The following is a 19,150-nucleotide window of genomic DNA, read 5'->3' as shown; positions in this document are numbered from 1 at the left end:
TCTGCTGAGTGTCGCCCAGTTTATCGAATATGCCACTCTGGCCCCAAAAACAAAAAGAGCGCCCGGTGCGGGCGCTCTTTTGCAGACCGGCTACCGATCAGAACACCAGCCCGGCGCTCAGAAAGGGGCCACCAATCCTGATGTCGAGCTTGTCGTTGCTGTCTTCGTAATCGATCGACATCTGGCGATAGCCCGCGCGCAAGCGCACCACCGCCAGTTGGTACTGGGCGTAAGCGTTGAAATCGTAGACGGAATCACCACTGTACGCGATGGCGTTGCCTTCGGCACCGACCGCCAGGCCGGTCATGGGCAGATCAAACCGGGCAGCTACGTAGCCCATGGGCAGTACCGCATCGATTTCGGTCTTGCTGGCCGCGACCACGGGGCTGAGCTGAGTCATGGTCAGTTCGCCGGACAGGTCCCGCACGGTGAGCCCCAGGTCCAGATTGAGCCAGTTATCCAGCAATTCGTAATACAGCGTCAGATCCAGTTGATCCAGCTCCAGATCAGACCTGACCGGTCCGGCGACCAGAGTGTCGTAACCGCTCAACCCCAACTCGCCCCGACCACTCTGCTCTATCGCCGTGTAGGTCAGGCGCACATTGGGCAGCAGCGGAATCGGGTGCTCAATGTGGATGCCCAGATTGACGTTGTCCTGATTCTTCAGATTGAGCTCGTTGTCCACGTCGACGAACTTACTGTTCTTACCTGCGGTGCCGGTCAGTTCGGAGTCCCAGTAACTGATACTGGCGCCCACACCGACTATGTCCGCGTTTGCCAGTGGTGCGGCCAACACCAGAGCGCCACCGACTGCCACCATCAACTTACGCATAGCATTCCCTTTCCTGTTGAGCGATGAATATCAATTGAACTGCATCCCCAAACGGTGACCCACTTCTTCATAGGCTTCGATAACATCCCCCAGCCCCTGGCGGAAGCGATCTTTGTCCATTTTGGTGCGGGTGTCCTTGTCCCAGATCCGGCACCCATCGGGGCTGAATTCGTCCCCCAGAACAATCGTGCCATCGGCGCGACCGAACTCCAGTTTGTAGTCCACCAGCAACATACCGGCCTGGTCAAACAGGGTTTTCAGCACGTCGTTGACCTTGTAGGTCAGCACCTTCATCTGCTCGAGCTCGTCAGCAGTGGCCCAGCCAAGACTGATGGAAATGGCTTCGTTCACCATCGGATCGTGCAAGGCGTCGTTCTTGAGAAACAATTCGTAGGTCGGCGGGGTCAGCTCCAGCCCTTCTTCCACCCCCAGGCGACGACACAGACTGCCGGCAGAAATATTACGCACCACACACTCGACGGGGATCATGTCCAGCTTTTTGACCAGGGACTCATGGGGGGACAGCAAACCTTCGAAGTGGGTGGGGATACCCGCAGCGGCCAGCTTTTCCATGATGAATGCGTTGAACTGGTTGTTCACCCGCCCCTTCCGGTTGAGCTGCTCGACCTTCTGGCCATCAAACGCCGAGGTATCGTCCCGGAATTCCAGTACAAACAGGTTCGGATCATCGGTGCGGTACACTGACTTGGCCTTACCTGCATAAAGTTCTTCACGTTTTTCCATTGGTGTTCTCCGGCAGTCGCAACCGCGCATGTAATTTCAGAAGTTAATAAAGCTGCTCGTATAGCCGGGACAGCAGCTGTGCCGAGCGGTCCTCGCCCTGGTGGTCGCCCGCCTTGCCGGTGGTTACCCGTACGCCGCCGTCATCCCGCGCGAGGCTGACATGGAAGGTGTACTCCGGCTCGGGATCATCCGCAAACCAGCGAAACCAGCCCCGGGACAGCTCTTTCTCGGAACGGAAATCCACGTACAGCTGACCCTCGCTGCGGTCCAGATCGACGACGGTCACCCCCGCCTGCGCCAAAGCCTTGCGCACCTCGATCCACGCGCGGTCAAAGCCCAGCGTCATCGCCAGGGCGACCGGGCGCTCCCCCTCGGTGATCAACTGGACCCGAGGCACATTGGCAATCCCCAACGCAGCCCGGGAATAGGATTTGGTGTCATCCCGCGCTTGCAGAAACTCGGCCAGATCCGCCAGCAATTTCTTTTCAAGCTCGATGTCGATCGCCCGGGCCTGCCATTGCAGCAACTGCGCAGGTGCCGAGGCAACCCGACGGGGGCGCAACTGGAGCTCGGTGGTTTTACGGCGCACCCCGGGCGCGACTCGGGCCTGCACCAGCATCAGTGGTTCATTGTCTGCGTCCAGGGGCAATTCCAGTAACTCCCTGGCACGGCGACTGTAGTTCACCAGCTCACTCTGCACCTGCCCTAACTGGGGACTGTCGTAGGCAACCCCCAGACCCCGGTCGTTCAGATAGGCGGTCATCCGCGGCCACAACTGGCCCGGCACTTCGTTGACCAGCAACCAGGCGTTATCGTCCAGCGCTTCGACCAGGTAATTCTGCTCCAGAATTTCCGCGGTCATATCGGGCGGCACCGGAATCTCGGACGCGTACAGCCGGCCCTGATTGCGGCCAGGCAGTTCACGGATGGGATAGGCCTCGCCGATCCGCGCTCTCTGCGCTTCATTCGCGGTTTTTATGGGCGCCCTCGCCGTCGCATCGACATAACGCTGGGAGCGATCTTCAATCACTCCACACCCGGCGAGCGTCGTCACTAGCAGTGCGCTCACCGCAACAACTCTAATGGCCATCAGGCTGTCCTAAAGAAATTCCAACAAATAGCGTCACCGCCGCCCTCAAAGCACACCTGCGGCAACCAGAGCGTCTTCGACCTCGCCATGAAACTGCTCATGCAGGGACGTCAGTGGCAAACGGATGCCGTCATCAAGGTGTCCGAGACGATGCAGGGCCCACTTGACCGGGATGGGATTGGCCTCGAGGAACAGTTTCCGGTTCAACGGCATCAGCAATTCGTTCAGGCGCTCGGTTTCGGCCCGGTCACCCGCGATGGCCGCCTCGCACAAGCTGGCCATGGCTCTGGGTGCAACGTTGGCGGTCACCGAGATGTTGCCCTTGCCCCCGGCGAGCATCAGTTCAGCAGCCGTGGCATCGTCGCCTGAGTAAACCACCATCCGCCCACTGACCGCATTGATCAACTCAATGCCCCGGGGAATATTTCCCGTGGCGTCCTTGATGCCGACAATATTGGGGATATCGGCCAGCCGCTCCACCGTTTCATTGAGCATGTCGCAGGCGGTGCGCCCCGGAACGTTATAAACAATCTGGTTCACCGGCACCGCTTCTGCAATGGCGCGGAAATGGCGGTACAAGCCTTCCTGACTCGGTTTGTTGTAGTAAGGCACCACCAGCAGACACGCGTCGGCCCCCAGTTTGTATGCCTCGGTGGTCAGATGTATCGCTTCGCGGGTGCTGTTACCGCCGGTCCCGGCAATCACCGGTATGCGACCATCAAGATATTTGATGATATGACCAATAACCTTACAGTGTTCATTCGGATCGAGTGTTGACGACTCCCCTGTGGTACCGACGGCCACAATGCCGTGGGTGCCATTCTCAAGATGAAAGTCAAGCAATGCATCCAGGTGTTCCCAATGGATGCTGCCATCCTCGTGCATGGGGGTCACCAGCGCGACAAGGCTACCAGTAATCATAAAGACTCCGTCCGAGTAAAATGGTTATGGTAATGTTGGCTGCGAACTGACACAAGGGAAATAGAGGAGAACCCATGTCCAAGGTTGAACTTAACAAGCCGGTACCGGATTTTGAAGCCCGGGCGACCAGTGAAAAACACATCCGATTGGCGGATTTCAAAGGCAAGCAAAATGTGGTGATCTATTTCTACCCCAAAGACCACACCCCGGGCTGTACCACCCAGGGACAGAATTTTCGCGACCACCACCAGGCGTTCCAGGCACTGGACACGGTGATTTTGGGGGTATCCCGGGACAGCCTCAGAACCCATGAGAATTTCCGTGCCAAACACGAGTTTCCGTTCGAGCTGATCTCCGACCCCGACGAAGCCTTGTGCCAGCATTTCGGCGTAATCAAACTCAAGAAGCTGTATGGTCGAGAATACATGGGCATTGACCGCAGCACCTTCCTGATCGACAAGGACGGGGTCTTGCGCCGGGAATGGCGCACCGTCAAGGTCAAAGGCCATGTCGACGAAGTACTCGACGCTGTCAACGCGCTCTAAGCCAGCGCGCTGACCGGGCCTTCCTCTCAGGCCCGGTCAAACCGGGGAAGATCGCGTTTGACCGGCCAGGCGGTAAATACGGCCTTCAGCATGGTGGCCAGCGGAATCGCAAAGAACACCCCCCACAACCCCCAGACCCCACCGAAAAACAGTACCGCGGCAATGATGACCACCGGGTGCAGGTTGTTCACTTCGGAAAACAGGATCGGCACCAGCACGTTACCGTCCAGCGCCTGGATCACACCATAGGCCACCATCACCCAGACAAACTGCGAACCCCAGCCAAAGGTAAACAGGGCTATCACAGCGACCGGTATGGTCACCGCCGCCGCACCTATGTAGGGAATCACCACACTCAACCCCACCAGCAGGGCCAATAACGCCGTATAGGGCAACCCAAAGAGCTTGAAGGTCACATAACTGGTGCCCCCCACAATGATGATTTCCACGGCCTTGCCGCGCACGTAATTGGCACACTGGACGTTCACTTCGTCCCCAATCTGACGCATCAGCGGGCGCTGATGGGGCAACATCCGGGCAATGGCATCAATCAGCAGATTGCGGTCTTTGAGAAAAAAGAACACCAGAATCGGCACCAACACGATGTAAATCAGTATGGCGAGCAGATCGGGGATGCTCGACAGGGAAAACGACACCAACCACTGGGTCATGCGCGCGGTTTCAGCCGTCACCTGCCGATACAGGTTATTGACCGCCTCAGCGGACACCAGGGCTGGATACTGCTCAGGCAAAAGCTCAAGGTGTTCCTGTAAGCCTCTTATTATTCTTGGGGTTTCACCGGCCAGCGCGGTCACCTGAGTCCACACCAGCGGCAACAGCCCGAACATGAACCCGATCAGCACCCCCAGAAAGACCACGAACACCACGGCAATCGCCAGGCTTTCCGGCACCCCCCATTGGGTCAGCTTGGTCACCAGCCCCTGCAGAATGAAGGCAATGATTATGGCTGCAATCAGCGGGGCCAGCATGGCACCAAAAAAGATGACCGCCAGGGTGCCCACCACCAACAACAGCAGCAGGACAATTGCTTCTTCGTCTGAAAAGTATTTGTACGCAAGACCGCGTAGAATCCGAACCATCAAGGCCTCCTGAGGCTGCTTACTGGCCGCCGCACCGTATCACAAAACGGAAATTGCCATCGGTTTCTGTCTGGCAGACCAAGTGATGGTGCGACAATTTGAGGTACGCCGGAATGTCCCGTACCGAGCCGGCATCTGTAGCAATCACTTCCAGCTGCTCACCCGGACTCATCGCATTAAGGGCCAGCTTGGTTTTTAATAGGGGCATGGGACAACGCAGCCCGGAGGTGTCCAGAAATTTAGTAGGCATAGTGAGTAACAGGCATCATATTAATGGAACAGGCGCATTATGCCGATGGTCTTCGGTGAATGCACGGGCAAAGACGCAACCGCATCAGAGTGTACATGAGATTCATCAGGCAACATCTTTTTTCACCTGCAGTTAAAGCCACACTGACCGCCCTCCTGGTCGTCAGCTTCTCCCCGCACCAGCTGTTCGCCGCCGATCAGCCCCTGCCTTCTTTTGGCGGCCTGGGCGGCGGTCTGATCTCCGATCAGATGGAGGCTGAAATTGGCCGCCAGGTCATGGGGTCACTGAGGCGGTCCGCACCGCGGATCAGCGACGCCCTGGTTAACGATTACCTGCGCAACCTGGTCTACCGCTTGCTGCCCTCGGTGCCCCTGAACGATAAAAACATCACTCTGGTGATCATCGACAACGCAGACATCAACGCGTTTGCGGTGCCGGGCAATATTGTCGGCGTCAATGGCGGGCTGTTTCTGCACGCCAGCAGCGAGCAGCAGTTTGCCGCAGTTCTGGCCCACGAACTGGCCCACCTCAGCCAACGGCATTTTGCCAGACGCCTGGAACAACATGAACAAAGCGCACCGGTGGCGCTGGCCGGCATGATGGCAGGCATCATCCTCTCGGTGGTCACCAAATCGGACATCGGCATTGCGGCCATTGCCGGCACCCAGGCCTACGCCGTGCAGAACATGCTGCAGTACAGTCGCGCCCACGAACAGGAAGCGGACCGCATCGGCCTGGAAATCATGGCCGATGCCGGCATGGACCCCCGGGGCATGCCGGAAATGTTTGCCATCATGCTGCAGGAAAGCCGTTTGCAGGGTAACCAGATGCCCGAGTACCTGTCGACCCACCCCCTGACCCAGAGCCGTGTGTCCGACACCCACGCCCGTGCGGCGCAATACCGCGCCAGCGAGGCCACTGACGATCTGGAATACCATCTGATGCGCAACCGGCTGCAAGTGCACTACGCCCAAGACGCCAGCGCGGCTATCAAGACGCTGGAAGCCAACCTGAATGCCGGCTCTGACAAATTGCGCAGCGCCCGCCAGTACGGGCTCGCGGTCGCCCATCTTGCCAACCAGGCTCCGCACAAGGCCGAAGCTATCCTGCAACAACTGCTCAGCGCACACCCAAACCGGATCACCTACCAGGTCACCCTGGCGGAAGCGCTGGTCGCACAGCAGAAGCTGGCACGCGCCCGGAGCCTGCTGGAAGCTGCCCTGGTGCGGAATCCGGGCAACACCCCGATCATGGATGCCCTCGCTACGGTGGAAATGAGCGACGGTCATGGCCGGGCGGCGGCCGGATATTTACAAGGTCTCACCCGACAGGACCCACAGAACGATGAATTGTGGCGCCGGCTGGCGGACGCGGAAGGCCTGGCCCGCAACATTGTCGGTGTGCATCGGGCAAAAGCGGAATATTTCATCTTGATGGGCGATCTTGAAGCCGCCCAACGGCAGTTGCAGGAGGCCCAGGAAAAAGTGGCTCCTGGTGCCCCCCTCCGTCAGGTGATCACCGAGCGCCTCTCGGCTGTGTCTGCAGCCCTGCAGAGGCGCCAGTGAGCTGACCCTCAGTTATTGGCGGCGGCCGCCAGATTCATGCCGGAGGTAAAATCAAGCATGCGCTGCAAAGGCGACAGCGCCCGCTCACGCAGATCCGCGTCGACCAGCACCTCCTGATTACCATTCTCTAGCACATGGAGCAGGTTTTCCAGACCGTTCATGGCCATCCACGGGCATTGCGCACAGCTTCGGCAGGTCGCTCCATCCCCTGCGGTCGGGGCCTCGATCAGCGTTTTGTTCGGCGCCAGCTGCTGCATCTTGTAAAAAATGCCGTTATCGGTGGCCACAATGAAGCGTTCATTCGGCATGGACTGCACCGCATGGATCAATTGCGAGGTTGATCCAATCACATCAGCCAGCTCTACCACCGCCTCCGGCGACTCGGGGTGCACCAGTACCGCGGCGTCCGGGTAAAGTGCCTTGAGGTCTTCCAGGCCGCGGAACTTGAACTCTTCGTGCACGATGCACGATCCGTCCCACATGAGCATATCGGCGCCGGTGGTTTTCTGGATGTAGTTCCCCAGGTGTTTGTCCGGTGCCCAGAGTATCTTTTCCCCCTTGGCATCCAGCGATTCGACAATCGCCTGCGCGCAACTCGAGGTGACCACCCAGTCGGCCCGCGCCTTGACCGCCGCAGAGGTGTTCGCATAGACCACCACCGTGCGATCGGGGTGCTGGTCACAAAAAGCCGCGAACTCATCGGCCGGGCAACCGATATCCAGAGAACAGGTGGCCTCCAGAGTGGGCATCAGGACCCGTTTTTCAGGGTTCAGTATCTTGGCAGTTTCACCCATGAACCGCACCCCGGCCACCACCACGGTTGACGCCGGATGACGATTGCCAAAACGAGCCATTTCCAGCGAGTCCGCCACGCAGCCACCGGTTTCTTCGGCCAGCCTTTGAATATCCGGATCGGTGTAGTAATGAGCGACCAGCACCGCATCCTGATCTAACAACGCCTGACGGATACGCGCTTCCAGTGCCGCCTTTTCTTCATGGCTCAGCGGTTTGGGTTCGGCGGCATGAGCCAGATATTCTTGTACCAGAATTCGGTCTACAGACTTTGTCATTACAGCATCTCTGATTATTGGCAGTTTCGGGATCAGTATACCACCTTAAAAATGGCTTTGATCACTCGACCTCAGGAGCTTGCGGTTGCAACCTCTCCTGCACACATTGCCCTATTAGATGGGTTCTTTCGGCCAAAAAAAAGAGCCCTCAGGCTCTTTTTTCCGACTTCGCACCGACTCTTGGGGCCGGCAGGCGAAATCATGTTGGTGGGTCGTGATGGATTCGAACCATCGACCAATTGGTTAAAAGCCAACTGCTCTACCAACTGAGCTAACGACCCAAAACTACTCAGCAAGCCTGCGACAACTTTACCACCTGCTTACCCGAATGTCCTGATGCTCAGCCACCAGAATCATTCAAATATGGTGGGTCGTGATGGATTCGAACCATCGACCAATTGGTTAAAAGCCAACTGCTCTACCAACTGAGCTAACGACCCAAGCGAGGCGCACATAATACGGATTTTATTCCGGTAATCAACCCCTTTTTTGCAGAAATCTGGCAGAAATTCAGCGCGCGTCCAAAAATTTCTGCGCCAGCGCGGCCGCACTGCTCTGCGGATAGTTACTTACCACCTCTTCCATCCGGCTGATGGCCTGCTGTTTGCTGCCCTGCCGGTCCAGCGTAATGCCGAGTTTATAGGCCGCATCGGGGGCCTTGCGGTGATCGTCATAGCGGCTGATGACAATGGTGAAGGCCTGCTTCGCCTGCTCCAGCTGCGGCTTGACAAGGTACACCTCGCCCAGCCAGTAATACGCATTCACCATCAGATCCCCTTCGGGGTACTTGCTGATAAAGTCGTACAGGGCACTGATGGCCGCATCGTAGTCTTTGTCGTCGTGGATGAGTGCCTGGATGGCCTGATAGGCCTGCTGTTCCTCGTCGCCAGGAGCCCGGTAGTCGCGACTCGGACGCGGCTCGCTCTGCGCCTGCGCTGGTTGCTCTGCCGCGACGGGCACGGCAGTCACGTTCTGCAATTGTTCTGACAGACTCAGGATGCGCTGATCCAGATCGATGTAACGGCTTTTGGATTGCCTGGAAAGCCGGTCAATCTGATTGCTCTGCTCTTCCAGCGTGCCCCGCAACTGGCGCACCTCCCGCTGCAGCTGTTCGATCATATAAAACAGCTCGGCATTCCCCTGGGTAGCGGCGGACGTGCGCTGCGCTGCAGCCTGACTGGTCTGAAAAGCCGGTGTAGCCGATTGCGCCAGTGCACTACCCACGAAGGATAGTGCCACCGTCGCCATGAGGTATTTTCTCATGGATTATCCTGTATAAACGTGAGCCCGGCCGGTTTTACTGGAAGACCAGCTCAACCCGGCGGTTCTGGGCGTGATCACTTTCGCTGGAACCCATCGCTTGTGGCTTCTCTTCACCGTAGCTCACGGTTTCCAGCTGATTGCGGGAGGCACCGTTAACGATCAGAAAACGCTGCACGGAGTTGGCACGACGCTCGCCGAGGGCCAGGTTGTACTCTTTGCTGCCACGCTCATCGGCATGGCCTTCCAGGCGTACACGCTGCCCCGGGTTGGCGGCCAGGAACTGGGCGTGGGCGATCAGCACATCACGAACGTCCTGCTTGATCTCGGAGGTGTCAAAGTCGAAGTAAAACACCGTCACATTGCGCAGCGCTTCCAGTTCTGCCTGTTCGGCCAACTGCTGCGCCTCGGCATCGGTCAGTCCGGTTGAGGAAATGCCATCTTCTCCGGCACCGCCATAAACCGTACTGCCACCACTTTGGTCTACCGCAGACGCACCGGTACCGTAACCTTCTTCGCCGTCAATGTCACCGGTCGAGGAGCAACCCGCCATCAACCCCAGTGACAGTACGATTGCAAATGCTTTTTGCTGCACAGAAAACTTCATAATGCTTTCCTTGTATATCATGGATGTTAAGTAGTAATGATCATCAGGATCACCGGATCACCGGTGACCAGGCAGGATCCCGGACATCGCCTTCTGTGGCCGGTAATGTGTAGCTGGCCCCTCCCTCAACGGAAATAACCGTCAACACACTTTGCTCACCCTGCCGGGTGGCGTAAATCAGCATCCGGCCATTGGGCGAGACGCTGGGTGACTCGTCCAGACGGGTGCGGGTCAATACGGTTTCTTCACCGCTGTCGGTGTTCATCCGCGCAATGTGAAACGCTCCCGCCCGCTGATGCACGTAATACACGTGTTTGCCATCGGCACTGGGACGCGGCCGGGCGTTGTAGCGACTGCCAAAGGTGAGACGTCGCGGTGCAGCACGCTCACTTTGCTTGTAGTATATCTGAGGCCCCCCGGAGCGGTCGGAGGTGAAGTAAAAGCCCTTGCCGTCCGGCGCCCAGGCGCCTTCCGTATCGATCGCCCAATGGTTGGTCAAGCGGGTCAGTTTGCGACTCGCGATATCCATTTTATAGATCTCGGCGTTACCATCCTTGGAGAGGGTCATCAGCAGTGAGCGCCCGTCACTCGACCAGGCGGGGGCCGAGTTCAGTCCCGCAAAGGCCGCAATTTTGGTCCGCGCCCCGGTCGCCAGTTCATGAATGTAAATTGCCGGCTTGCCGGTTTCAAATGACACATAGGCAAGCTTTTTGGCGTCCGGTGACCAGGCCGGCGATAAAATGGGTTCCTTGCTTTCCAGGCGGATGCGCGAGCGCTGGCCATCGAAATCACTGACCTGAAGCTTGTAGAGCGGCTCACCACCCCGTTTTTGCAGGGTCACATAGGCCAGCTTCGTGGAGAACGCCCCCGGTACCCCGGTAATAGCCTCGTACACCTTGTCACTGACGAAGTGGGCCAGAGAGCGCATGCTTTTGACCGGTGCCGACGCCGTTTCCCCCAGCAGGCGCTCCTCCCGGTTTACGTCAAACAGTTCATAGCGGACCACCACCTTGGCACCGTCACGGGTCAGCTCACCAATCAACAGGTAACGCTGCCCCAGCAGCCGCCAGTCGCGGTAATATACGTCCGCCCCCCGGGAAGGCAGACTCAGCATTTTTTCCGGCGACAGGGTGGCGAACTCCCCGCTGAGCATCAGATTTTGGCGGACGATGTCACTCAGATCATGGGCGGCGCCGAGATCTCCCGACTTGGCAAAGGGCACCACCGCCATTGGAATCGCCCGGTCGGCCCCCTCGGTCACCCGGATCAGCAACTCCGCCCGGGCCGAGACTGCAAATCCGGACACCAACAACAGCAGCGCCAGAGCTCGGGCAATCGCCCCCAGACCAGAAGCCCCGCGGGCCGAGAATTTGATATGAGTTCTGTTCATGCGCGGCACTCTCTTTATCTCAGTCGCTGTTTATTGAATTCAATGGTGAATTGGCGAAAATAGGCTTCAAACGTATCCCGGTCGTTTGGCACCGGGTAGCGGTTCAAGCTGCGCACCGCACTCATCGCCGAACTGTCAAACGCAGCGTTGCCACTGCCGCTCACCAGCTTTGCCGACACCAGTTCGCCGGTAGGCAGGAGGCTGATCTGCACCCGCGCCACCATGTCGTTGGTGGCGGAGGGTGGCTCGTACCAGGCCTGACTCAGCCTTTGCCGGATCAACCCCTGATAACGCTCGCTGTCTGACAGCATGCGGGCGTTTTTTCGCTTGGGCCGCTGCGGCGGCCTCGGCCCGGCGGGCTTCTTCCGCCAGTCTGTTTTTCTGAGCCTCATCCGCCAGGGACTGCAGCAGTGCTTCCTGCCGTTTACGCTCGACCTCCCGACGCTGAGCCTCGGCCACCCGCTGGGCCTCGGCGGCGGCTTCCTGTTCCCGGCGCTGCTTCTCGGCCTCGGCCTGACGACGCCTCTCTTCAGCGGCCCGGCGTTCACGTTCGGCTTGTTTCTGCGCGGCTTCGGCTTCGGCCTTGCGCTGGGCCTGAGCTTTTGCTTCTGCCTCGGCTTTCTGGCGGGCCGCTTCGGCCCGTCGCGCAACCTGCTCGCGCTCACGCTCTTGCGCGGCCCTGGCCTGCTGTTCCTGCTGGCGCCGCTGCTCCTCTTTCTTTTGCTCTTCCCGGCGCTTCTGTTCCAGCCTGGCCTGCTCGGCGCGCGCGGCCTGCTCCGCTGCTTGTCGCTGTCGCTCTTGCTCTTGCTCTGCCCGGGCCGGAGGCTGACTGACCGGTTCGGGCTGCTGGATCATCAGGGTTGCCGAGATACTGCTCGGCGCCGCTATTTCTTTCGGTGAGGTCCACTCCCAACTGAACAAGGCCACCGCCAGAATCACGCCATGCAGCACCAACGAGAAGGCAACCGGCGACTTCCATGGCGGCGCGCCGGCACTGATACTCTCCCGCTCTCGACCCGTCACTCAACACCCACCTTACTTGTCGTCTGCCTGCGCTTCAGTTATCAAGCCAACACCGGTGGCACCCGCACCCTGCAGTTCTGCCATCAGCCGGACTACGGTGCCGTATTCCACGTTGGCATCGCCGCGCACCAGCACTTCACGATTGCTGCGGCCCGCCAAAATCTTCGCGATCTGCTCGCCCAGCTCTGACAGCGCCATCGGATCGCTGCCCCGATCACCCACGTCCAGATAATAAGCTCCATTGCTGTCGACCGAAATGATAATGGATTCGACGTCTTTCTCCGCGTGAATCGGATCCGAGGTGGTTTCCGGTAAATCCACTTTAACGCCTTGGGTCATCATCGGCGCAGTCACCATAAAGATCACCAGCAGCACCAACATGACATCGATATACGGCACCACGTTGATTTCGGCCATCGGCTTGCGCCGGGGGCCCAGCATCATTCCCATGCCCTTCATAATCGCGCTCCTGTCACCTCGGGTCTCTGTGCGGTCATGCTGTTAAGGCTCACTTGGCCGCCGCTTTTTCACTGTGGTGCACCCGGCGATGCAGGATGCTGGAAAATTCATCCGCAAAAGTTTCGTAGTTTTTCAACAACGCGTCGGACTTGGCGGCAAACCGGTTATAGGCAATGACTGCCGGAATGGCCGCAAACAACCCCATGGCGGTGGCAATCAGCGCTTCGGAGATGCCGGGGGCGACCGTTGCCAGAGTCGCCTGCTGCACCTGAGCCAGCCCACGGAAGGAGTTCATAATGCCCCAGACGGTGCCAAACAAACCGATGTAGGGACTGGTGGAACCCACCGTCGCCAGAAACGGCAGATGCAACTCCAGACGCTCCTGCTCCCGCGAGAAGGCTACGCGCATGGCCCGCTGGGTACCCTCCATGACCGCATCCGCATCCCGGCTTTGCTGGCGCAAACGTGAAAACTCTTTAAAACCGGCCCGGAACAGCGACTCCATCCCCGAGAAGGGGGTCGGATTGGCGTTGACGTCCCGGTAGAGCTGCCCCAGATCCATACCGGACCAGAACTGTTCCTCGAACGCCAGTTGCGCCTTGCGGGCCTGGTTAAAGACTTTGACCCGCTGGTAAATCAGCGCCCACGAAACAATCGAGGCGACGACCAGCAATAACATAACCAACTTGACCAACAAGCCAGCGTTCGCAATGAGAGACCATACCGAAACGTCTGTTTCCACCTTCTACTCCCGGTCCATTCCAATTTATAGGTGTGGGTTAGCGTATCTTGTTCAATAGTTCGAGGATTGCGTCCGGCATCCGCCTGGGCTTGCCCGTATCCAGTGCCACACAGGCAACCTTTACATCGGCCTCCGCCAACAGGACGCCGTCACTTTTGCGCGTGACCCGTTGCAAAAACCCCATCCAGACCCGTCCAAAACCGGTCAGTTCGGCGCTGACCAGCAGTTCGTCATCCAGTTTTGCGGCCGCCGCGTAATGAATGGACAGCCGCTGCACCACGTAGCTGTAGTTGTCGGCCAAACCACCGCGCAGACCAATTCCCCGGTCCCGGACCCACTCCGTGCGTGCCCGCTCCATGTAATGCAGGTACTTGGCATGAAAAACAATACCACCTGCATCGGTATCTTCAATATATACCCGCACCGGTAGCCGGTACGTGGCTGAGGCTGATTCAGTCAATGCGGCTCTCCTGCAGATTGCGTGGCGGCGTAACCCCGAAATGCAGGTAGGCATTGGAGGTGACCATGCGCCCGCGCGGGGTGCGGACAATGAAACCCTGCTGGATCAAAAACGGTTCGAGCACATCTTCAATGGTGCCCCGCTCTTCACTGATGGCGGCCGCCAGGCTTTCAACCCCCACCGGACCACCGTCAAACTTTTCAATCATCGCCAACAGCAGCCGACGGTCCATATGATCGAAGCCTTCGCTGTCCACCTTGAGCATATTCAGCGCGTCGTCGGCCAGTTGCGCAGTGATGCTGCCATCCGCTTTTACTTCGGCAAAATCACGGGCCCGGCGCAGCAGACGGTTGGCGATGCGCGGGGTGCCCCGTGAGCGCCGGGCAATCTCGAAGGCCCCGGCGCGATCAATGCCCACTCCCGACAATTCGGCCGAGCGCATGACGATCCGGGTCAGATCGTCGGTGTTATAAAATTCCAGACGCTGGACGATCCCAAACCGGTCCCGCAAGGGCGCGGTCAGCAAGCCGGCGCGGGTGGTGGCGCCGACCAGGGTAAACGGCGGCAAATCCAGCTTGATGGAGCGGGCTGCAGGGCCCTCGCCGATCATGATATCCAGCTGGTAGTCTTCCATGGCCGGGTAGAGCACTTCTTCGATGGCCGCGCTGAGGCGATGGATTTCATCGATGAACAGCACATCGCCTTCTTCCAGATTGGTCAACATGGCCGCCAGGTCACCGGCCTTTTCCAGTACCGGTCCGGAGGTGGTTTTGATCGCCACGCCCATTTCATTGGCGATGATGTTGGCCAGAGTGGTTTTGCCCAGCCCGGGCGGCCCGAAGATCAGCACATGGTCCAGTGCCTCCTGCCGTTTGCGCGCCGCGGATATGAATATACCCATCTGTTCGCGCACCGCTTCCTGACCCACGTATTCGGCCAGTAACGTGGGCCGGATGGCCCGGTCGTAAACCTCTTCATACTGGCCGTGTTCGGCGGAAATCAGTCGATCAGACTCAATCATTAAGGTGCCCGTTAGTGATGACGGCGTAACGCTGGCTATTGTACAAATGTCGCTGAGGGTGTCACGTTACCCTCTCTACACATAACGCGCCAGCTAAGGCCTTCATATTGAGATTAAATTCCGGTTATCCTGCCGGAATCATGCTTCTCAGCGACAAACGAATCAGCTCGGCGCTGCTCATTCCGGGTGCGGCCACTGAATTGACCGCCTTGGCGGCCTCCTGGGGGCGATACCCCAGGGTAATGAGTGCCGCTTCGGCCTCTTCGGCAGGATCGCTGACCCCGGCCGGCGCAGGCTCACTGCCCTCCCCGCCCGCCGGCACCGGTGTGAACTGCCCCTCCAGTTGCCCCACCCGGTCGGCCATCTCGATCAACAGGCGCTCCGCGGTTTTCTTGCCGATACCCGGCAGTTTGACCAGGGATTTGACATCCTTGGCTTCGATGCAACGGATGAAACGTTCCGCATCAAGGCCCGAGAGTATGCCCAGCGCCACCTTGGGACCCACGCCGTTGACCCGGATCAGCAACCGGAACAGATCCCGGTCAATCTTGGTGGCAAAACCGCACAGACTCTGGGCGTCATCCCGCACCACCAGATGGGTGTGGAGGATCAATTCCTGCCCCGGCTCCGGTAACTGGTAAAACGTGGTGCAGGGAATGTCCACCTCGTAGCCCACCCCGCCGCAATCAACCAATACCTGTGCCGGCGCTTTTTCCACCAGCAGGCCTCGAATACGACCAATCAATGCATGACTCCTTCGGCACCAGGCCAGACGTTAGTTGTTGGGTCTACAAACCGGGTATTCAGCGAATGCGGCCGCCGCGCACACGGCCTCTCGCCGGGGCTGCCCCTGACGGGCCCGCACTGGCAGCCACCCGAATCAGACTCTGGCTCATGTGGGCATGGCACATGGCAATCGCCAGGGCATCGGCGGCATCGGCCTGAGGCTTGCGCGACAACCCCAACAGGACCTGCACCATGTGCTGCACCTGGGATTTGTCCGCGCCGCCTTTACCGACCACCGCCTGTTTCACCTGACGGGCGGAATATTCGCTGACGGGTAACCCGCTGTTCGCCGCGCTGACAATTGCGGCTCCCCGGGCCTGCCCCAGTTTGAGGGCAGAATCCGGGTTGCGGGCCATGAACACCTGCTCAATGGCGAATTCCTGCGGACGATATTCGCCGATCAGGGTCGCCAGGCTGTGAAAGATGATTTGCAGGCGCTCGGCGAGAGGTTTTTCACCCAGCCGGATGCACCCGCTATCGAGGTAGTGAATATGACGCCCCTCGGTACGGACGATACCGTACCCGGTAATTCGGGATCCAGGATCGACACCCAGTATGATGGCCACATTCACTCCCTGGGAAGGATCAATCGGTCAGTTGCGCCATGATGTCCTCCGGTATCTCGGCGTTGGAATACACGTTCTGAACATCGTCCAGATCTTCGAGCATGTCCAACAGCTTCAACACCGTTTCCGCACTCTCGCTATCGAGCTCGGCGGTGGTGGAGGGCACCATGGTAATCTCGGCGTCGTCCGGGGTCAGCCCGGCCGCCACCAGAGCCTCTTTAACCCCCAGATATTGCTCGGGGCTGGTGAGGATTTCAAAGGATCCATCCTCTTGCTCGGCCACATCGTCCGCCCCGGCTTCGAGAGCGACCTCGATCAACGCCTCTTCGTCGGCGTCCGGCGAGTAGGTCAGGACCCCCTGCTTGCTGAACAGGTAGGCCACCGAGCCATCCGTACCCAGATTGCCACCATTGCGGCTGAACGCATGACGCACTTCGGCCACGGTACGGTTTCGGTTATCGGTCATGACCTCAACATAGATCGCCACGCCACCCGGGCCGTAGCCCTCGTAGGTCAGCTCTTCATAATTGCTGTCATCGCCCCCACCGGCACCCCGCTCAATGGCGCGCTCGATGGTGTCTTTTTTCATGTTGGCGGTGAGCGCCTTGTCGATCACCCCGCGCAACCGGGGGTTGTCTTCCGGATTGCCCCCGCCCTCACGGGCGGCCACCGTCAACTCCCGGATGATTTTGGTGAAAATCTTGCCACGCTTGGCGTCCTGAGCCGCCTTGCGATGCTTGATATTGGACCATTTACTGTGTCCGGCCATAACCCACTCCGTTACCGCTTAATCCACATCTGGTGTCTCTTACCCGGTGTCTTAACCTTGCGGTTTTGCACCGTCTGTAGCCGCATCACCAGCCGATGTTAATGCCGACCGACGCAAGCGTATGTGCAACTCTTTGAGCTGCTTGTCCTCCACCACGCCCGGCGCTTGGGTCATCAGACAGGTTGCGCTCTGGGTTTTCGGGAAGGCGATCACGTCGCGGATCGACGAAGCGCCGGTCATCAGCATGATCAGGCGGTCCAGCCCGAACGCCAACCCACCGTGGGGAGGGCACCCGTACTTGAGCGCGTCCAACAAAAACCCGAACTTCGCCTGAGCTTCCTCGTCATCAATACCCAGGGTGCGGAACACCGTGCTCTGCATGGTGGCATCGTGGATACGGATGGAGCCACCGCCCAGTTCCGTGCCGTTCAGCACCATGTCGTAGGCCCGGGACAGGGCCGCAGCCGGTGCGGCCGCCAGCTCGTCGGCCGTGCAGGCGGGCGCAGTGAACGGGTGATGGATGGGCGTCAGGCCACCGTCCGGCGTTTCTTCGAACATGGGGAAGTCCACCACCCACAGGGGCGCCCATTCGCGGGTCAGCAGGTTCATGTCGTGACCGATGCGAACGCGCAATGCGCCCAGGGCTTCGTTGACCACGGTGGCGCGGTCCGCCCCGAAAAAGACGATGTCGCCGTCTTCGGCACCGGCGCGTTCTACTACCGCCAGCGCCACCTCATCACCGAGGAATTTGACGATGGGCGACTGCAGGCCTTCTGCGCCTTTGCTCAGCTCATTGACCTTGATGTACGCCAGCCCCTTGGCACCGTAGATGCCCACGTATTTGGTGTAATCATCAATCTGCTTGCGGGTCAACTCGCCGCCTTTCGGTACCCGCAAAGCCGCCACACGTCCTTTGGGATCCCGGGCCGGGCCTGCGAACACCTTGAAATCCACATTGGCGACCAATTCACCCACGTCCACCAGTTCCAGCGGAATACGCAAATCCGGCTTGTCGCTGCCAAAACGCCGCATGGCCTCGGCATAAGGCATCCGCGGGAATTCGGGCAGGTCAACCTGCATCACTTCCCGGAACAGATCCCGCATCATGGTTTCGGTCAGGCCCATCAGACCTTCTTCATCGATGAACGATGCCTCGATGTCAATCTGGGTGAATTCCGGCTGGCGATCGGCCCGCAGGTCTTCATCGCGGAAACATTTGGCGATCTGATAATAGCGATCCGCACCGGACACCATCAGCAACTGTTTGAACAGCTGCGGTGACTGGGGCAAGGCGAAGAACGAGCCTTCATGGGTGCGGCTGGGCACCAGATAGTCCCGGGCGCCCTCGGGCGTGGCCCGGGTCAGTATGGGGGTTTCCACATCCATAAAGCCGTTGCTGTCCAGAAAGTTGCGCATATAACTGGTGACCCGGGAACGGAACCGCAACCGTTTGAGCATTTCAGGGCGACGCAAATCGATGAACCGATAGCGCAAACGCACATCCTCACCCACGTCCACGTGTTCGTCCAGCGGGAAAGGCGGCGTTGCCGCGGCGTTCAGGATACTGACCTCATGGCACACAACTTCAACCTGGCCGGTGACCATAGTGTTGTTTTCAGTACCCGCCGGGCGACGACGCACGCGCCCGCTGACCTGAATGACAAACTCACTGCGGACTTTTTCGGCAATCGCAAAACTCTCAGCGGCTTCCGGATTGAACACCACCTGGGCGATGCCATCGCGGTCCCGCAGGTCAAGAAAAATGACACCGCCGTGATCGCGACGACGATGAACCCAACCGCAAAGGGTTACGTCCTGGTCAATGTGAGATTCGTTGATTCCACCGCAATAGTGACTGCGCATACCCGTTCCCGTTCGCTCTGTGTGTAGGTAAAGTTGGTTTCTGGAAAAGCCGCCCATTATAAACACAATAGCGGCGAAAATCAGGGT

Annotated in this window: 20 protein-coding genes, 2 tRNA genes and 1 pseudogene; 2 read left to right on the top strand and 21 right to left on the bottom strand. The window is 59.0% G+C overall.

Annotated features, from left to right (window positions below):
• Positions 1-97: 97 nt before the first annotated feature.
• From BG841_RS12920 to dapA, 4 genes are read right to left on the bottom strand one after another with little or no spacing between them, the layout of a single operon-like run.
• Positions 98-832, bottom strand: coding sequence for a TIGR04219 family outer membrane beta-barrel protein (locus BG841_RS12920; RefSeq protein WP_070058031.1), 735 nt, complete (start codon positions 830-832; stop codon positions 98-100).
• Between the two features lie 30 nt (positions 833-862).
• Positions 863-1,576, bottom strand: a complete 714-nt coding sequence (gene purC, locus BG841_RS12915; RefSeq protein ID WP_070058030.1) for a phosphoribosylaminoimidazolesuccinocarboxamide synthase — start codon at positions 1,574-1,576, stop codon at positions 863-865.
• Positions 1,577-1,619: 43 nt separating this feature from the next.
• Entirely contained in the window at positions 1,620-2,666 is a 1,047-nt protein-coding gene (gene bamC / locus BG841_RS12910; RefSeq protein WP_070058029.1) for an outer membrane protein assembly factor BamC, read from the bottom strand.
• Positions 2,667-2,711: 45 nt separating this feature from the next.
• Positions 2,712-3,587 carry a 4-hydroxy-tetrahydrodipicolinate synthase gene (gene dapA, locus BG841_RS12905; protein ID WP_070058028.1) on the bottom strand — a complete coding sequence of 292 codons (876 nt, stop codon included), beginning with the start codon at positions 3,585-3,587 and terminating at the stop codon, positions 2,712-2,714.
• Between the two features lie 74 nt (positions 3,588-3,661).
• Between dapA and BG841_RS12900 the strand changes: the two genes are divergently transcribed.
• Entirely contained in the window at positions 3,662-4,132 is a 471-nt protein-coding gene (locus BG841_RS12900; RefSeq protein ID WP_070058027.1) for a peroxiredoxin, read from the top strand.
• Positions 4,133-4,158: 26 nt separating this feature from the next.
• On the opposite strand, the gene BG841_RS12895 is transcribed toward BG841_RS12900, so the two are convergent.
• The gene (locus BG841_RS12895) at positions 4,159-5,232 is read right to left on the bottom strand and encodes an AI-2E family transporter (protein WP_070058026.1); all 1,074 of its coding nucleotides are present in this window, start codon (positions 5,230-5,232) and stop codon (positions 4,159-4,161) included.
• 19 nt (positions 5,233-5,251) lie between these two features.
• Positions 5,252-5,482: a sulfurtransferase TusA family protein gene (locus tag BG841_RS12890; protein ID WP_070058025.1), complete on the bottom strand. Its 231-nt coding sequence runs from the start codon at positions 5,480-5,482 to the stop codon at positions 5,252-5,254.
• Positions 5,483-5,577: 95 nt separating this feature from the next.
• On the opposite strand from BG841_RS12890, the gene BG841_RS12885 reads away from it, so the two are divergent.
• Entirely contained in the window at positions 5,578-7,047 is a 1,470-nt protein-coding gene (locus BG841_RS12885) for a M48 family metalloprotease (RefSeq protein ID WP_070058826.1), read from the top strand.
• A gap of 8 nt (positions 7,048-7,055) precedes the next feature.
• On the opposite strand, the gene nadA is transcribed toward BG841_RS12885, so the two are convergent.
• From nadA to aspS, 15 genes and pseudogenes are all read right to left on the bottom strand, one after another.
• Positions 7,056-8,117, bottom strand: a complete 1,062-nt coding sequence (nadA, locus tag BG841_RS12880; protein WP_070058024.1) for a quinolinate synthase NadA — start codon at positions 8,115-8,117, stop codon at positions 7,056-7,058.
• Positions 8,118-8,322: 205 nt separating this feature from the next.
• A tRNA-Lys gene (locus BG841_RS12875) sits at positions 8,323-8,398 on the bottom strand.
• A gap of 83 nt (positions 8,399-8,481) precedes the next feature.
• Positions 8,482-8,557: transfer RNA gene (locus BG841_RS12870), tRNA-Lys, on the bottom strand.
• 70 nt (positions 8,558-8,627) lie between these two features.
• Positions 8,628-9,380: a tol-pal system protein YbgF gene (gene ybgF / locus BG841_RS12865; RefSeq protein ID WP_070058023.1), complete on the bottom strand. Its 753-nt coding sequence runs from the start codon at positions 9,378-9,380 to the stop codon at positions 8,628-8,630.
• A 34-nt stretch (positions 9,381-9,414) separates the two neighbouring features.
• Positions 9,415-9,984, bottom strand: coding sequence for a peptidoglycan-associated lipoprotein Pal (gene pal, locus BG841_RS12860; protein WP_070058022.1), 570 nt, complete (start codon positions 9,982-9,984; stop codon positions 9,415-9,417).
• A gap of 49 nt (positions 9,985-10,033) precedes the next feature.
• Positions 10,034-11,374: a Tol-Pal system beta propeller repeat protein TolB gene (gene tolB, locus BG841_RS12855; RefSeq protein WP_083260260.1), complete on the bottom strand. Its 1,341-nt coding sequence runs from the start codon at positions 11,372-11,374 to the stop codon at positions 10,034-10,036.
• Positions 11,375-11,388: 14 nt separating this feature from the next.
• Positions 11,389-12,301, bottom strand: a pseudogene (tolA, locus tag BG841_RS17435) (cell envelope integrity protein TolA).
• A gap of 108 nt (positions 12,302-12,409) precedes the next feature.
• Positions 12,410-12,856, bottom strand: coding sequence for a protein TolR (gene tolR / locus BG841_RS12845; RefSeq protein WP_070058021.1), 447 nt, complete (start codon positions 12,854-12,856; stop codon positions 12,410-12,412).
• Positions 12,857-12,905: 49 nt separating this feature from the next.
• Complete coding sequence (tolQ, locus tag BG841_RS12840) at positions 12,906-13,598, bottom strand: protein TolQ (RefSeq protein WP_070058020.1); 693 nt, start codon at positions 13,596-13,598, stop codon at positions 12,906-12,908.
• A 37-nt stretch (positions 13,599-13,635) separates the two neighbouring features.
• Complete coding sequence (locus tag BG841_RS12835) at positions 13,636-14,058, bottom strand: YbgC/FadM family acyl-CoA thioesterase (protein ID WP_070058019.1); 423 nt, start codon at positions 14,056-14,058, stop codon at positions 13,636-13,638.
• On the bottom strand, positions 14,051-15,079 hold the full coding sequence (gene ruvB / locus BG841_RS12830; RefSeq protein ID WP_070058018.1) for a Holliday junction branch migration DNA helicase RuvB: 1,029 nt from the start codon (positions 15,077-15,079) through the stop codon (positions 14,051-14,053). Before ruvB ends, BG841_RS12835 begins: the two co-directional genes overlap by 8 nt.
• Before the next feature lie 124 nt (positions 15,080-15,203).
• The gene (gene ruvA, locus BG841_RS12825) at positions 15,204-15,824 is read right to left on the bottom strand and encodes a Holliday junction branch migration protein RuvA (RefSeq protein WP_070058017.1); all 621 of its coding nucleotides are present in this window, start codon (positions 15,822-15,824) and stop codon (positions 15,204-15,206) included.
• A 58-nt stretch (positions 15,825-15,882) separates the two neighbouring features.
• On the bottom strand, positions 15,883-16,431 hold the full coding sequence (gene ruvC, locus BG841_RS12820) for a crossover junction endodeoxyribonuclease RuvC (protein WP_070058016.1): 549 nt from the start codon (positions 16,429-16,431) through the stop codon (positions 15,883-15,885).
• Positions 16,432-16,450: 19 nt separating this feature from the next.
• Positions 16,451-17,200, bottom strand: a complete 750-nt coding sequence (locus BG841_RS12815) for a YebC/PmpR family DNA-binding transcriptional regulator (RefSeq protein ID WP_070058015.1) — start codon at positions 17,198-17,200, stop codon at positions 16,451-16,453.
• Between the two features lie 51 nt (positions 17,201-17,251).
• Entirely contained in the window at positions 17,252-19,063 is a 1,812-nt protein-coding gene (gene aspS, locus BG841_RS12810; protein WP_070058014.1) for an aspartate--tRNA ligase, read from the bottom strand.
• Positions 19,064-19,150: the final 87 nt, after the last annotated feature.

Origin of the sequence: Marinobacter sp. X15-166B, from assembly GCF_001752365.1 — a bacterium.
In the GTDB taxonomy this organism is placed as follows: Bacteria; Pseudomonadota; Gammaproteobacteria; order Pseudomonadales; family Oleiphilaceae; genus Marinobacter.
The sequence above is the reverse complement of the archived record's forward strand: the minus strand, read 5'-3'. Positions and strand labels throughout refer to the sequence as shown.

Excerpts from the sequence above, each read along its gene's own strand:
- BG841_RS12895 (WP_070058026.1), bottom strand. The coding sequence starts at position 5,232 with ATGGTTCGGATTCTACGCGGTCTTGCGTACAAATACTTTTCAGACGAA.
- dapA (WP_070058028.1), bottom strand. The coding sequence starts at position 3,587 with ATGATTACTGGTAGCCTTGTCGCGCTGGTGACCCCCATGCACGAGGAT.
- ruvB (WP_070058018.1), bottom strand. The coding sequence starts at position 15,079 with ATGATTGAGTCTGATCGACTGATTTCCGCCGAACACGGCCAGTATGAA.
- bamC (WP_070058029.1), bottom strand. The coding sequence starts at position 2,666 with ATGGCCATTAGAGTTGTTGCGGTGAGCGCACTGCTAGTGACGACGCTC.
- nadA (WP_070058024.1), bottom strand. The coding sequence starts at position 8,117 with ATGACAAAGTCTGTAGACCGAATTCTGGTACAAGAATATCTGGCTCAT.
- tolR (WP_070058021.1), bottom strand. The coding sequence starts at position 12,856 with ATGAAGGGCATGGGAATGATGCTGGGCCCCCGGCGCAAGCCGATGGCC.
- BG841_RS12890 (WP_070058025.1), bottom strand. The coding sequence starts at position 5,482 with ATGCCTACTAAATTTCTGGACACCTCCGGGCTGCGTTGTCCCATGCCC.
- BG841_RS12920 (WP_070058031.1), bottom strand. The coding sequence starts at position 832 with ATGCGTAAGTTGATGGTGGCAGTCGGTGGCGCTCTGGTGTTGGCCGCA.
- BG841_RS12885 (WP_070058826.1), top strand. The coding sequence starts at position 5,578 with ATGAGATTCATCAGGCAACATCTTTTTTCACCTGCAGTTAAAGCCACA.
- BG841_RS12900 (WP_070058027.1), top strand. The coding sequence starts at position 3,662 with ATGTCCAAGGTTGAACTTAACAAGCCGGTACCGGATTTTGAAGCCCGG.
- purC (WP_070058030.1), bottom strand. The coding sequence starts at position 1,576 with ATGGAAAAACGTGAAGAACTTTATGCAGGTAAGGCCAAGTCAGTGTAC.
- ybgF (WP_070058023.1), bottom strand. The coding sequence starts at position 9,380 with ATGAGAAAATACCTCATGGCGACGGTGGCACTATCCTTCGTGGGTAGT.
- BG841_RS12815 (WP_070058015.1), bottom strand. The coding sequence starts at position 17,200 with ATGGCCGGACACAGTAAATGGTCCAATATCAAGCATCGCAAGGCGGCT.
- pal (WP_070058022.1), bottom strand. The coding sequence starts at position 9,984 with ATGAAGTTTTCTGTGCAGCAAAAAGCATTTGCAATCGTACTGTCACTG.
- aspS (WP_070058014.1), bottom strand. The coding sequence starts at position 19,063 with ATGCGCAGTCACTATTGCGGTGGAATCAACGAATCTCACATTGACCAG.
- tolB (WP_083260260.1), bottom strand. The coding sequence starts at position 11,374 with ATGAACAGAACTCATATCAAATTCTCGGCCCGCGGGGCTTCTGGTCTG.